Origin of the sequence: Mucilaginibacter terrenus, assembly GCF_003432065.1 — a bacterium.
GTDB lineage: Bacteria > Bacteroidota > Bacteroidia > Sphingobacteriales > Sphingobacteriaceae > Mucilaginibacter > Mucilaginibacter terrenus.
In genome coordinates, this window is record NZ_QWDE01000002.1 from 670,494 (window position 1) to 684,257 (window position 13,764).

10 protein-coding genes and 1 riboswitch are annotated in these 13,764 nt (G+C 44.8%); of the genes, 2 read left to right on the plus strand and 8 right to left on the minus strand.

The genetic code is table 11. The annotated features are described in order from the left end of the window. Positions 1-7: 7 nt before the first annotated feature. The 3 genes from DYU05_RS13675 to DYU05_RS13685 all read right to left on the minus strand — a co-directional run bounded on the left by DYU05_RS13675 (position 8) and on the right by DYU05_RS13685 (position 2,545). Positions 8-667, minus strand: coding sequence for a glycosyltransferase (locus tag DYU05_RS13675; RefSeq protein ID WP_117383663.1), 660 nt, complete (start codon positions 665-667; stop codon positions 8-10). A 13-nt stretch (positions 668-680) separates the two neighbouring features. Next, positions 681-1,745 (minus strand): glycosyltransferase family 4 protein, encoded by a 1,065-nt coding sequence (locus tag DYU05_RS13680; RefSeq protein WP_117383664.1) that lies wholly within the window; start codon positions 1,743-1,745, stop codon positions 681-683. Between the two features lie 113 nt (positions 1,746-1,858). After that, on the minus strand, positions 1,859-2,545 hold the full coding sequence (locus tag DYU05_RS13685; RefSeq protein WP_117383665.1) for a porin family protein: 687 nt from the start codon (positions 2,543-2,545) through the stop codon (positions 1,859-1,861). A 185-nt stretch (positions 2,546-2,730) separates the two neighbouring features. Here DYU05_RS13685 and DYU05_RS13690 point away from each other — a divergent pair, with 185 nt between their 5' ends. Next, complete coding sequence (locus tag DYU05_RS13690) at positions 2,731-4,449, plus strand: glycoside hydrolase family 3 protein (RefSeq protein ID WP_117383666.1); 1,719 nt, start codon at positions 2,731-2,733, stop codon at positions 4,447-4,449. A gap of 7 nt (positions 4,450-4,456) precedes the next feature. Here DYU05_RS13690 and metF read toward each other — a convergent pair whose 3' ends face one another. From metF to murQ, 5 genes are all read right to left on the minus strand, one after another. Further along, on the minus strand, positions 4,457-5,413 hold the full coding sequence (gene metF, locus DYU05_RS13695; protein WP_117383667.1) for a methylenetetrahydrofolate reductase [NAD(P)H]: 957 nt from the start codon (positions 5,411-5,413) through the stop codon (positions 4,457-4,459). Beyond that, the gene (gene metH / locus DYU05_RS13700) at positions 5,414-9,133 is read right to left on the minus strand and encodes a methionine synthase (RefSeq protein ID WP_117384011.1); all 3,720 of its coding nucleotides are present in this window, start codon (positions 9,131-9,133) and stop codon (positions 5,414-5,416) included. A gap of 129 nt (positions 9,134-9,262) precedes the next feature. Beyond that, positions 9,263-9,373, minus strand: a riboswitch (SAM riboswitch). Between the two features lie 355 nt (positions 9,374-9,728). Continuing rightward, positions 9,729-10,466, minus strand: a complete 738-nt coding sequence (locus DYU05_RS13705) for a Bax inhibitor-1/YccA family protein (protein WP_117383668.1) — start codon at positions 10,464-10,466, stop codon at positions 9,729-9,731. A gap of 91 nt (positions 10,467-10,557) precedes the next feature. Next, positions 10,558-11,124, minus strand: coding sequence for a hypothetical protein (locus DYU05_RS13710; RefSeq protein WP_117383669.1), 567 nt, complete (start codon positions 11,122-11,124; stop codon positions 10,558-10,560). A gap of 83 nt (positions 11,125-11,207) precedes the next feature. Then, entirely contained in the window at positions 11,208-12,011 is an 804-nt protein-coding gene (gene murQ, locus DYU05_RS13715) for an N-acetylmuramic acid 6-phosphate etherase (protein ID WP_117383670.1), read from the minus strand. 106 nt (positions 12,012-12,117) lie between these two features. Between murQ and DYU05_RS13720 the strand changes: the two genes are divergently transcribed. Next, entirely contained in the window at positions 12,118-13,698 is a 1,581-nt protein-coding gene (locus DYU05_RS13720; RefSeq protein WP_117383671.1) for a S41 family peptidase, read from the plus strand. Positions 13,699-13,764: the final 66 nt, after the last annotated feature.

Consider the following 13,764-nt stretch of genomic DNA (forward strand, 5'->3'; position numbering starts at 1 on the left):
GTTGAGGTTATTGGCTAATTATTTTACTGTAAAGCTGATCTTGAGCTACTTGCTTGCCGATACTTTTAACATGAACTAAACACCACTCCTCAGTTTCCGAAGGCAGGTGGTATGACCTTGTAAAGCCTTCAAGTTCCTCATGTATTTTGTTGCGCCACTTTATACGACCGTCTAGCTTAAATATTCTAAACTGATGATCAGGATAATTAGCTCGGTTTTGCGCGTCAACCGTCCAGTTCCAATTTTTTATATGATCTGCAGTGAGCCCTTCGACGATGTTTATTCTTGGCACCAAGAAACAATCGGCTTTATACTTCTTTCTAAGTACTTGCTTAATTCCCTTTATTAATGATGGCTTCGGTAGTTCATCTGCATCTATCTGAAACAGGTAATCGCCCGAGGAAGCAGATATCAATTTGTTTTTAAATGTCGAAAAGTCGCCGTTTAGCTTGGCCTTGATGTGCTTTATCTTATTGCCATAACTGGAGATCAAGCTTGTAACCTCTTCGTCTTCTAGTGTAATGTCCTGTAACAATATAATTTCATCACGCTTATCAACGATCGGGAGTAGCGTATCCATCAACAAGCGAAGTTCGTGTACTTCGTTGCACACGGTTATTCCATAGCTTATCCGTATGCGCCTGAATATGTTGTAAATTATCGACATCTCCGAGGTGTGCTTATGTTAATAGCTCTTCATATACTTTCAAGTACTTGCTTGCAGTGTCGGCCCATGAAAAGCTTTCAGCTCGTTTTATACATCTTTGCGCCATATCACCCTCCACGAACTTTTTCATGCCGGATGAAAACACATGCTGCATGTGCTCTGGTGTAAAGTCTTCAAAGTAAAAAGCTGCATCTCCGCCAACCTCTGGTAATGAAGTTTTTGTTGATAAAAATACGGGTTTGCCAAACCCCATGGCTTCAAGAACCGGTAATCCAAACCCTTCGGCTAACGAAGGGAAAGCAAACGCGGCGCAGTTTTGATAATACCATGTCTTTTCATCGTCGCTAACAATACCCGTCAGCTTAATTCTGTCGGTAACCCCATGCTTTTCTGCCTCTGCAAACAAAAGATCAGTATAAGCCGGTACGGGAGTTATCCCGGAAATTACCAGTTCGAAATTGTTGTTTTTGAGCAAAGCGGGGAGCACATGAAAGTTTTTCTTTTCGTTTAGGGGACCTAAAGTGAAGATAAATGGTCGCTGAGGTATGTACCTGGGGGTGAATCCTTCTTTCGGCAATAACTTATCTACTCCATTGTGTATAACGCTAACTTTATGAGCATATTCCGGAAAGTTAGTACGTACATCATTCGCTACAAATTCAGATATAGTAATGATTCGGTCGCAATTACTTATACATTTTGATATGCGTTTTTTATATTCCCTTTTAAATTTTTCGGAGTATATAGTTTCATGTAGCTGATTAAGATCATGAATAGTTAGGACTTTTTTGCCCATAACTTTCCACGGCCTTAAGCGGCAATTTTGATCGCTAATATGGACTATATCAAACTTAAAGAACTGAGGAAAAAATGCTTTGTGGTATTTGCGCAGATTTATCAAGCTCAAGCTTTTATCAAAAAAACCGGTATCATCCTTTACATAAAAGTTTAGATCAAAACGATTGTTGTTGAAAGTGGTGATGTTTTCAAACAACGCCTTCCCAAAATAAAAGAATCCTGTATTTGGATCTTTCATAGAGTCGAGTGTCAATAAAAGGGAAGGCTTGCGTATCTTCATTTAAGGTGCAAAGGTATTAAACGTTTCAATAAGTACGTTTAATGTAAATCGTTTGAAACACGCAAAACAAAAAAGCCACCAATAACGGTGGCTTTTTTAGTAAAATGTTATCGCTACTGGAACTTAAATCCTATACCAATCTGGAATACCTGGTTGCGGAAATCCGGCAGGCTTGAGTTGTAATCTCCGCGGTTTTGATCAAGGTCGAGTGCATACCTAAAGCGCAGTTCGGTATTGCGGTTCAAGTCAAAGCCAACGCCTATTAAGCCAGATATATAGCTCTTGTCGGCCACATTATCATAATTATCCTTGTAAATAGTACGAAAGCCGTCATCATAAGTATTACGGGTTGAGGTTTGGAAAGTAAGCTGCGGGCCTACTACAATGTTAAAACCTCGGGTAAAACGGAATTTAGCTAATAACGGGATGTCTATAAAGTTTGTGCGCGAGCGGAAGGTTCCATCCACAGTTTCTGCCTTATAGCCTTTCTGGGAGAACAGGAATTCCGGTGCAAATGAAAACGGATAGGCGATAGGCACTTCAAAGGTTAAGCCCACGTGCGCGCCTGCAATACTGCTGGTGCTAAAATCTGAGTTGTAAGCGTCTACAGTGTTTGTGATGTTGATACCACCTGCGATGCCTATTTTGGGCCTAGACCAATCGTCAACATAGCGCACGCGTTGATGTTGTGGAGGCAAGCGCCGTACAACACGGCGTGGATAACGGCGTGGGCCATCCTGGGCGTTTGCAGCGCCGGCAAGCGTAATTAGGCCTATCGCTAACAAAAGTAATTTTTTCATTGCGTTTAATTGTTTTTTGGTGATGGACAAATTTTTGGCAAACACTGCTTGCCCATACTGTCCGTTATTAGTTATACCACATAGAGTGTTTTAAAATGTGAAGGTTTATTCGTTAACTGGCTAAATTATTAGCGACCAAAAAAAACAAATAAGCTGAATAATGATTTAAGCTACATTTACACTTAATGAAGACCTGTCGACTTTTCTTTCCGGCCTTGTTGTTTCTGATTGTGCTTTCAGCAGAAAGTGCTTTTTCACAAGGCAGTTTTATCGATTCCATCAGTAAGCAAAACCACTGGGTCGATTCAGTTTACAACAAACTTAACCGTAGGGAAAGGATAGGGCAGTTATTTTTTGTAAGGGCACACACCAATCGCGGCAAAGCCTACTCAGATTCCGTAGGGAAGGTTATTAAAGATGAGCATATTGGTGGCTTAGTGTTTTTCCAGGGTGGCCCAGGCAGACAATTAAACCTCGTTAACCAATACCAGCAAGTAGCTCGTCTACCATTGTTAATCGCGATGGATGGCGAATGGGGCTTAGGTATGCGACTGGATTCTACCATCTCCTATCCTTACCAAATGACACTTGGTGCAATACAGGATAACAACCTTATTTATAAAATGGGTCAGCAGGTTGCTTATGACTTTAAGCGCATCGGTGCTCACATTAACTTTGGTCCTGATGTTGACGTGAATAATAATCCAAACAATCCTGTGATTAATTACCGGTCCTTCGGTGACAATAAGTATAACGTAGCGCGAAAGGGCATTGCTTACTTTAAAGGTATGCAGGATGCAGGGCTAATTACTTTCGCAAAGCATTTTCCCGGCCATGGTGATACTAACGTTGATTCTCACCTTGATCTGCCCCAGCTTCCTTTTACACGCGAGCGGCTGGATTCACTCGAGGAATACCCATTTAAAGAGGCTATAAATGCTGGTGTGAGCGGAGTTATGATTGCACACATGAATATTCCGGCTTTAGATACTACTAAAAATCTTCCATCGACATTATCAAGGCCTATAATAACTCAATTGTTGAAAGATTCACTATCCTTTAAGGGTATTGTAGCCTCAGATGCAATGGAAATGAGAGGCGTTACTAAATTTTTCCCCGAGGGTGAGGCAGATCTACGTGCTTTCTTAGCAGGAGTGGACTTGATTGAACTTTCGATGAATTCTAAGAACGGAGCTAAACTGATAAGAAAGGCTGTTCGCAAGGGAAAAATATCTAAAGAAGAGTTTGAAGCAAAGGTGAAGAAGATATTAGCTGCCAAGTATTGGGCTGGATTGAGCCATTATAAACCGGCCAACCCGCAGAATTTGAATGCTGATTTAAACAGGGCTGCTGCAAATGAGTTGGTACAACAGCTTAGTAATGCCGCAATAACAATGATTAAAGGCGATAGCCGCTTGCTTAAACAGGATAGCACTAAACGAACCGCTATCGTGAGCATCGGTGTAACCGACAGGACTGTGTTTCAGAAAGAGCTTTCAGCACATTATCCAAATAGTACCCTGTTTTTAGTGGGTAAGAATACGCCGGTGCCTCAGCTTAATCAAATGCTTGCATCTCTAAAGCAGTATGATCAGATATTTATTGGCGTGCATGATACCAGGTTACGCCCCCAGAGCAAGCTGGATTATAGCAGCGATGTTAAATTGCTTATTGCAGACCTAGCGGCCAAGCCCAACTCCGTAATCAGCGTTTTTGCAAATGCTTACACCATCGCGGGATTGCCCGGTATAGAAAAAGCGGGAGCGGTACTTGCCTGTTACCAGAAAGAAGACCCGCTGCAACGCGCCGCCGTTAAAGTTATTACTGGTCAAATTAAGCCAATAGGCCGCCTGCCGGTAAGCGTAAATATGTTCTTTACTACCGGAACGGGAGCAAGCTTATAAGCTGCTGTTAGAAAATGGCTTCTGCAATACGCTTTGTAGGGCCAGGGTTGCCCATAGTGTAAAAGTGTAATACAGGTGCGCCAAACTTTACCAGTTCTTTGCATTGATCGATCATCCATTCAATCCCTATGTCTTTTACATCCTTCTCTGACTTTGCGTCCTGTATGGCATCGCTCAGGCCCTCGGGGATATCAATATGGAACGTTTTTGACAAAGTTACCAATTGCTTGGATGAGGTAATTGGCTTTAATCCCGGAATGATAGGTACGTTTATACCATTATCACGACACCCGTTTACAAAATCAAAATAACGCTGGTTATCAAAAAACATCTGGGTAACAATAAAATTGGCACCCATATCTACCTTTTGCTTAAGGTATTTAAAATCTGTTTTAAGGTTCGGCGCTTCAAAGTGTTTTTCAGGGTAGCCAGCTACGCCGATGCAGAAATTGCTCTTCATGATACCTTCATGGTGCTCATGCAGATAGACGCCATTATTCATATTTACCACCTGCTGCAACAGATCTGTAGCATAACAATGACCATTGGGCGTAGGCACAAAAGAAGCATCTCCTTTTCGCGCGTCACCACGTAATACCAAAACATTTTCAATGCCCAGGAACTGGAGATCAATAAGGCCGTTCTCGGTTTCATCCTTAGTAAAACCGCCGCAAAGCAGATGTGGTACAGTATCAACTTTATACTTGTTCATAATAGCCGCGCAGATTGCTATTGTACCAGGTCGTTTACGGTAAGCAAGCTTTTCCAGCAAACCATTGTCATGCTGTTTGTAGATGTAGTCCTCGCGTAACGATGTGACATCGATAAATGGTGGATTAAACTCCATCAAAGGATCAATGGCGTTGTAAATACCCTGTATGCTTTCACCCTTTAAAGGTGGTATCAATTCAAACGAGAATAAGGTTTTCCCGTTCGCGCTAGCGATATGTTCGGTTATCTTCATTTAGTAATTCAAATTAGGCCCCAGCCATCTTTCTACTGCGTCTACAGACATGTTTTTGCGCTTTGCATAATCTTCTACCTGATCTTTACTGATCTTGCCCAAGCCAAAATATCTTGCCTGTGGGTGCGAAAAGTAAAAACCACTTACCGATGCCGCCGGCAACATTGCCAGGCTTTCGGTAAGGTGCATATGTGCATTGCTTTCTGCTTTTAGTATTTCAAACAACGTGGTCTTTTCAGTATGATCAGGGCATGCAGGATAACCTGGGGCTGGCCGTATTCCCTGGTATTTTTCATGGATCAGGTCATCATTGCTAAGTTGCTCCTGCTTAGCATAGCCCCAATAGTCCTTCCTTACCAATTCGTGCATTTTCTCTGCGAAAGCCTCTGCTAACCGGTCGGCAAGTGCTTTCGCCATAATGCTGTTGTAGTCATCATGATCTGCTTCAAACTCAGCAACTAATTCATCACAGCCTAAACCAGTAGTTACCGCAAAGCCGCCCCAATAATCCGGAACGCCGCTCTCTTTAGTCGCGATAAAGTCTGACAAGGCATAGTATGGTTCATTCTTAGCTTTTTCTGCCTGTTGGCGTAAAGTATGAATACGTGTTAGCAGCGTCCTGCGGCTGTCGTCAGTGTATACTTCTATATCATCGCCAACACTGTTAGCCGGCCAGAATCCTATAACACCACTCGCCCGTAAAAGCTTTTCATTCAATATTCGCTTTAGCAGCACCTGCGCATCGTCAAATAATTTTTTAGCTTCCACGCCTACGTATTTATCCTCGAAGATTTTTGGATAGCTGCCCCGCAGTTCCCACGTGTGGAAGAAAGGAGTCCAGTCAATATAAGGCACTAACTCTTCCAGCGGGTAGTTCTCTATCACCTTTGTTCCCGTGAAGGATGGTTTTGAAGCAACATCGCCGTCCAGGCTGATCTGAAACTTATTATTGCGCGCTTCCTCTATGCTAACAAAGCGTTTGTCGTTCTTTTTATTTGCGTGTGCTTCCCTTGCTTTAGCGTATTCGTCTTTTATACCTTGGATGTATCCGTCACGCTGGTCTTTATTCATCAGGCTGCTGCAAACAGTAACGCTACGCGAGGCATCCAACACGTGAATAGCAGGACCGGAATAATTTGGAGCTATCTTGACCGCAGCATGTATGCGTGATGTTGTAGCTCCTCCAACAATGAGCGGAATGGTAAACTGCTGCCGTTCCATTTCTTTAGCGAAATGTACCATCTCATCGAGCGATGGCGTGATAAGGCCACTCAGTCCAATTATATCTACTTCCTGCTTTTTAGCTTCTTCAATAATCCGTTGTGCAGGCACCATTACACCAAGGTCTATCACCTCAAAGTTGTTGCAGGCCAGTACTACGCCAACAATGTTTTTGCCAATGTCGTGCACATCGCCTTTAACTGTAGCCATAAGCACTTTGCCTGCGTTAGCCCGGCTGCCGCTGCTGTCTTCGCCGGCATCTATAACACGTTGCTTTTCCAGTTCAATGAATGGTAGCAGGTAAGCCACAGCTTTTTTCATCACACGTGCAGATTTTACCACTTGTGGCAGAAACATTTTGCCGGCCCCAAACAGGTCGCCAACCACGTTCATCCCGTCCATTAATGGGCCTTCTATAACTTCCAGTGGCCGGGCAAATTTCTGACGTGCTTCCTCCACATCGTCGTCAAGGTATTCAACAATTCCTTTTACCAGCGCGTGTGAAAGCCGATCTTCTACAGGAGCTTTGCGCCACTCCTCATCACGAACGATCTCTTTTCCCTTAGATTTTATAGTATCAGCAAATTCTACCAGTCGCTCGGTAGCATCGTCTCGTCGGTTAAGCAGTACGTCTTCTACCAACTCCAGCAAGTCTTTTGGAATTTGCTCGTAAACTTCAAGCATGCCGGCGTTAACGATACCCATATCCAGGCCGGCGCAAATAGCATGATAAAGAAATGCCGAGTGCATTGCCTCCCGCACTACATTATTGCCGCGGAACGAGAAAGATATATTACTTACTCCGCCACTTACTTTGGCATACGGCAGATTTTGTTTTATCCAGCGGGTAGCTTCTATAAAGTCAACGGCATAATTGTTATGCTCTTCAAGGCCAGTTGCAACAGTAAGGATGTTTGGATCGAAAATGATGTCCTGCGGCGGAAACCCAACCTCATCAACCAGTATCCGGTAGCTGCGTTCGCAGATCTCCTTACGGCGCTCGAGTGTATCTGCCTGGCCTCTTTCGTCAAAAGCCATCACCACGGTGGCCGCACCATAGCTTAGTATCTTTCTTGCGTATTCTTTAAATTTATCTTCACCTTCTTTTAGTGAAATAGAGTTCACAATGCCCTTGCCCTGTAAGCATTTTAAACCGGCTTCTATCACAGTCCACTTGCTGGAGTCGATCATGATCGGCAGTTTGGCAATATCCGGCTCGCTTGCAACAAGGTTTAGGAACTTCACCATCACCGCTTCCGAGTCTATCATTCCCTCGTCCATATTGATGTCGATCACCTGCGCGCCGCCTTCAACTTGCTGTAAAGCAACAGACAGAGCCGCCTCGTAATCTTCAGCCAGAATAAGTTTAGAGAATTTTGGTGAGCCGGTGATGTTGGTACGCTCGCCAATATTCACGAAGTTGGTTTCCGGTGTAAGTGTTACTGCTTCCAGGCCGCTCAGGCGCAGGTAAGGCTCAATCTCCGGTTTTTTGCGCGGTGGATATTTAGCTGCTTTCTCGGCAATGCAGCGGATATGGTCCGGGGTAGTACCGCAGCAACCGCCTACTATGTTAACTAAACCGGCCTCCATAAAGTCATCTACCTGGTTGGCAGTTTCGTGCGGGGTTTCATCATAAGCGCCAAACTCATTTGGCAAACCGGCATTAGGATACGCCGATATGTACACACCTGCCTTAGCTGAAAGCTCTTCCAGGTGCGGTCGCATTTCCTTAGCACCTAAGGCGCAGTTCAGTCCTACCGATAACAAGTTGGCATGACTTACAGAATTCCAGAAAGCTTCTACAGTTTGCCCGGAAAGCGTACGGCCAGATGCATCAGTAATAGTACCGGAGATCATTACACCACCGGTAGGTCGGAATGCCGCCATGTCTTTGCCTGCAGCTTTGCATTCATGCCTGTAACGATCAATGGCAAACAGTGCAGCCTTGGCGTTCAATGTATCAAATATGGTTTCTACCAGCAATACGTCCGAGCCGCCATCTACTAACCCGCGTACCTGCTCGTAGTAGGCTTCTGCAAGATCATCAAAGGTAACGGCACGATAGCCAGGGTCATTAACATCAGGAGACAAAGAAGCTGTACGGTTGGTAGGCCCAACAGCACCCGCTACAAAACGAGGCTTTGACGGGTCTTTAGCAGTATATTCGTCAGCTGCTTCTCTTGCTAAGCGGGCACCTTCGTAGCTTAACTCGTAAGCCAGCTCTTCCATATGGTAATCAGCCAGAGAGATACGCTGCGTACTGAAAGTGTTGGTCTCTATAATGTCTGCACCAGCCTCCAGATACTCGCAGTGAATAGCTTTAATAACATCAGGGCGCGTAAGGTTAAGCAAGTCGTTGTTACCCTTCAGGTCGCTTGCATGATCGCGGAAGCGCTCACCGCGGAAGTCATCCTCCGTAAGCTCGTAGCGCTGTATCATGGTGCCCATAGCGCCATCAATCACTAATATCCTTTTCTCCAGTTCTTTTCTAATATCCATTGTATCAGTGAGCAGTTGACAGTTAACAGTATGCAGATACGCATGTTGCATTGGCAATCACTGCTTGCTGCAAACTCGAAACTGCATATACGGCTTATATCGAAAAGTCAGGTGTACGGTATTGACTTTCGCTTATCTTTCCCGGCCATTGTTGTTTGGGCCAAGTAGAATGTAGCACCTTGTAAGCACAGGTTGCTAAGACATCGCAGGGTCTAATCCCTCCGCCTTTCTCCATAAGCACTACAAATATGAAAATTAATGTTGTATTGTACAAGGCCGCACCTGCCGGTATACAGGAAGTTGCCTTAGGATAATTTACCCTTCAAAACTGCAAAAGTGTTCAGCTTTTTTTGTGCCCGGCTATTGAACACCCGTTTTTGAACACCCGGATAAAACCTGTAAGAAATGCTGAAATAAGCACGCGATAGCAGTTTTTCAAGAAAAATGTGATGTATGTTCTTTAAAAACCACACTGTTTTGCAACGCTATTTTCAGTTTTATTTGCAAGTAATAGGATAAATTACAGGTTAAAATTTGTCATAAAAAAGGCTGCCCTTTTTGAGGAGCAGCCTTTGTAAATAGCGTTGATAAAATGTTACCTGCGGTTGCCGCCGCCAAATATGCGCAGCATGAACAGGAACAGGTTTACAAAGTCGAGGTAAAGGGTTATTGCACCCATAATGGCCATCTTTTTGGCGTCGTTGCCGGCGTAGCCAATCTCGGCACCAAGGCGCTTAAGTTTTTGAACATCATAAGCGGTAAGGCCTACAAACACTGCAACACCTATGTAGCTAATGATCACGCTTAGACTGTCGCTGTGCATGAAAAAGTTAAGTACACTGGCTACAATGATGCCTACAAGCAGCATCATCATAATAGAACCAAATTTGGTAAGGTCCTGATGGGTAATATACCCGCCTATTGCCATAACGCCGAACACTACTGATGAGGTAATGAACACGGTAGAAATAGTACCGATAGAGTACCTGTAAAATATGTAGCTAAGGCTGATACCCATTACTGCTGAAAATGCAATGAAGAGAACGATGAGCGAAGTAAAGCTCATTTTATGAAAGCGTGAGCCTGCAACGATAATAAATATAAGCGGGGCAAACATAACGGCTATGCCTAGCAGGTTGCTCTGGCCGGTAACGTTGTTCCTCAACATCGAGCTCAGGTCGGGGTTAAAGGCGAAGATATAAGAACATACCGATGATATCCCCAGCGCCACAAACATCCACATAAATACATTTGCAATGAATTTACGCGACGCTTCGGCATCCTCTATATGACTTACGCTATCGTAAACGTAATTTGTTGTTTTGGTTTCCATTTTCTTATTGAAATGTTATTTGAGTTTAAAACGTGATAATTGCTGTAAATGTTGTAATACTTTTTAAAGCTTGCAAGCGGATGATCAATTATTAATTGAGCCGTTTTTGGAGCTGTTCCTCTACCTGTTTAAATACTTGCAGCGGTTTTAATGTGCGCCAGCCGAGGTCGTCGAGCCTACCGCCAAAGTTAATGTAGTAGTCAACATTGCTGTGCCTGAACTCGTCGCGCACATGTTCCCTAAAGTTTATGCCTGCTATCCATCCATCCTCAACATCCTGAAACCATTCTTCATAGTAACTATCGTCAGAGTAATGGTAGTTCAAAACGTTCTCGCCTATCAGCACAAACTTGTTCACCCCTTCATCCATCATCAGCTCCAGTATTTCGCGTTTGAGCATCATAATGTCGTTGTTAATGGCATCGTTCCATTCGCCTATCATTTCTATGATGGTGTAGCCGCGGTCGTAGTCTACGTACAACACCTTTATATATAACGTGTTAGAGCCAAACGAATCCCATTGCGGGTGCAGCAGGTAGTTGTATATCTGCTTATCGTACTCAAATTCGTTATACTGTGTGGCGTAAAAGGGCGAATGCTCGTCCTCCGATGCTATGTAATCATCGCGCCATTTATAATATGGTTCTATCTCGTGCATTTACCCTAAGCCCCCACCAAACCTCCCCTGAAGGGAGAGGCTTTAAGTTTTTTAATCATTTATTGAATTTGCATATCTGCGTACTACCTTGCAGCTTCTACAGCTTTACGTACACTGCCGTGTTCTTTTAACAGCCTGGCGGCGGTTTGCTCGTCTAAACCAGTCTCGTTCATCACCATCCGGGTCCCCCTGTCTACCAGCTTATTATTGCTTAACTGCATATCTACCATTTTATTACCCTTAACACGGCCCAATTGTATCATTACGCTTGTGCTCAGCATGTTCAGCACCAGCTTTTGTGCCGTACCTGCCTTCATTCGGGTGCTTCCGGTTACAAATTCTGGTCCGGTTACTACTTCTACGGGGTATTGTGCCACGCTTGCTACTGGGCTGCCGCTGTTACAAACAATGCATCCTGTTGCTACCCCTTTTTCGTTGGCTGTTTTAAGGCCGCCTATCACGTACGGGGTAGTGCCCGATGCCGCTATGCCAACCACTACATCGCTTTTGTTTATGTCAAAAGCTTGCAGGTCGCGCCAGGCTTGCTCTGTATCATCTTCGGCAAATTCTACTGCTTTACGTATAGCGGTATCCCCTCCTGCGATAATTCCCACTACCCAGTCAAACGGAACGCCGAAAGTTGGCGGGCACTCCGAAGCATCAACCACGCCCAGCCTGCCGCTGGTGCCCGCGCCAATGTAAAACAACCTGCCACCAGCCCGCATTTTCTTGGTAACAACAGCAGCAAGCGCTTCTATTTGGGGCAGCGCCTTTTCTACTGCAAGCGGAACGGTCTTGTCTTCGTTGTTGATGTTGCGCAGCAGTTCGCCCAGGGGCATATGCTCCAGCCCGGTGTAATTAGAATCCTTTTCGGTAGTGCGTTCCATTAGCAGGTATTTTTAGCAAAATTGAACAAAATTACACAAAGCAACGAAGATGATATAAATTATAGGTGCTGAAGCGTAATGATTAAATTTGTCGTAGATACATCTGATGAAACACACGGCAGCGGTAATATTCCGCACTCTTATTTTACTGCTTATTGGTATTGGCCTTGGTATTTTCATTACCGACAAACGGTCGGGCCGCCGCTTTTTTACCACCTCGTCCGGAGAAGATAAAATATCAAAGGTGCTTGGCCTGGTAAACAGCAGTTATGTAGATAGTGTGAATACCGACAGTATTGAGGGCGTTACCGTAAATGATATGCTGCAAAGCCTCGATCCGCATTCGGTTTACCTGCCTGCGCAACAGGCACGCAACATAAGCGAGCGCCTGCAAGGCGGGTTTGATGGGGTAGGGCTGGAATACCAGTTACTGCGCGACACCCTGGTAGTTACTATGGTTTACCCTAACGGGCCGGCAGCACGCGCGGGGGTACAAACAGGTGGCAAAGTGCTGGAGGTAGACGGAAAGCCATTCTCTGGTACAGGGCTTACACTTGCACGGGTAAGTAAAAATTTCAGGGGAGAGAAAGACTCAAAAGTAAAGCTCACGGTGCTTACACCAGAGGGGCAGTATAAGGATTTTGTAATTAAGCGCGGGCACGTTACACTAAGCAGCCTGGATGCGGCGTATGTAACGGGCAATACGGGGTATATAAAAATAAGTAAGTTTGCTTCTACTACAGATGCTGACTTTAGACTGGCTTTAGCCAGGTTGAAGGTGGAAGGTATGCAAAAACTGGTGATAGACCTGCGCGGGAATGGCGGCGGGTACCTGAACACTGCTACAGCACTTGCAGATGAGTTTTTACCCAAGGATAAGCTTATTGTTTATACCATGGGCGCGCATGAACCACGCACCGACTATACTGCTACCGACTCGGGTGTTTATGAGGAAGGGGCGCTAACTGTTATAATTGACGAATATTCTGCATCGGCGAGCGAGATATTGGCGGGTGCCCTGCAGGACCTTGACCGCGCTACAATTGTTGGTCGCAGATCGTTTGGCAAAGGACTGGTGCAGCAGCAATTCCCATTTGGTGATGGTACAGCCGTAAACCTCACCGTAGCCCGCTATTATACCCCATCAGGTCGGTCTATTCAAAAGTCGTATAAACATGGGGCGCAAAGCTACCGTAATGAACTGGCCGAAAGGGTGCGTAAAGGCGAGCTGCTTTCTGAAGAAAGCAACTTAACGGATAGCGCTTTTGTTGGTGCGGAAACCTACCATACCACAAAAGGCCGTAAGGTGCTGAGCGCCGGCGGCATAATGCCTGATGTTTTTGTACCTGACGATACTACACGCGAAAGCCGGCTGGTAGGCGCGCTGCTGGTTAACCAGCTATTTAGCGCCTATGTTATTGATGCAATGCAACCATTGCTTAAAAAGTACCCTACTGCAGACAGCTTTATAAAAGACTACCAGGTGAACAGTGCTACGCTATCGCACTTTTTATCGTATGCGGAAAAAGCGTCTAAGGAGGTTAAAGCCAAAGATGTTGGCGCCGATGCTCCGGCTATTGCCACATTGCTTAAGGCAAATGCCGCCCGTTTTAAATGGGGCATTAACGCTTACTACCGGGTGGTTAACGAGAACGATGAAACGTTTAAAAAGGCGATTACGATCTGATAGGCTATACTGCATAAAATGAGAAAGCCGGGTTCGTTTTGAGCCCGGCTTTCTTATTATCGCGCA

What these genes read in the sequence shown, in the direction of transcription:
- DYU05_RS13710 (WP_117383669.1), bottom strand. Translation starts at nt 11,124, where the DNA reads ATGCACGAGATAGAACCATATTATAAATGGCGCGATGATTACATAGCA.
- metH (WP_117384011.1), bottom strand. Translation starts at nt 9,133, where the DNA reads ATGGATATTAGAAAAGAACTGGAGAAAAGGATATTAGTGATTGATGGC.
- DYU05_RS13675 (WP_117383663.1), bottom strand. Translation starts at nt 667, where the DNA reads ATGTCGATAATTTACAACATATTCAGGCGCATACGGATAAGCTATGGA.
- DYU05_RS13680 (WP_117383664.1), bottom strand. Translation starts at nt 1,745, where the DNA reads ATGAAGATACGCAAGCCTTCCCTTTTATTGACACTCGACTCTATGAAA.
- metF (WP_117383667.1), bottom strand. Translation starts at nt 5,413, where the DNA reads ATGAAGATAACCGAACATATCGCTAGCGCGAACGGGAAAACCTTATTC.
- DYU05_RS13705 (WP_117383668.1), bottom strand. Translation starts at nt 10,466, where the DNA reads ATGGAAACCAAAACAACAAATTACGTTTACGATAGCGTAAGTCATATA.
- murQ (WP_117383670.1), bottom strand. Translation starts at nt 12,011, where the DNA reads ATGGAACGCACTACCGAAAAGGATTCTAATTACACCGGGCTGGAGCAT.
- DYU05_RS13685 (WP_117383665.1), bottom strand. Translation starts at nt 2,545, where the DNA reads ATGAAAAAATTACTTTTGTTAGCGATAGGCCTAATTACGCTTGCCGGC.
- DYU05_RS13690 (WP_117383666.1), top strand. Translation starts at nt 2,731, where the DNA reads ATGAAGACCTGTCGACTTTTCTTTCCGGCCTTGTTGTTTCTGATTGTG.
- DYU05_RS13720 (WP_117383671.1), top strand. Translation starts at nt 12,118, where the DNA reads ATGAAACACACGGCAGCGGTAATATTCCGCACTCTTATTTTACTGCTT.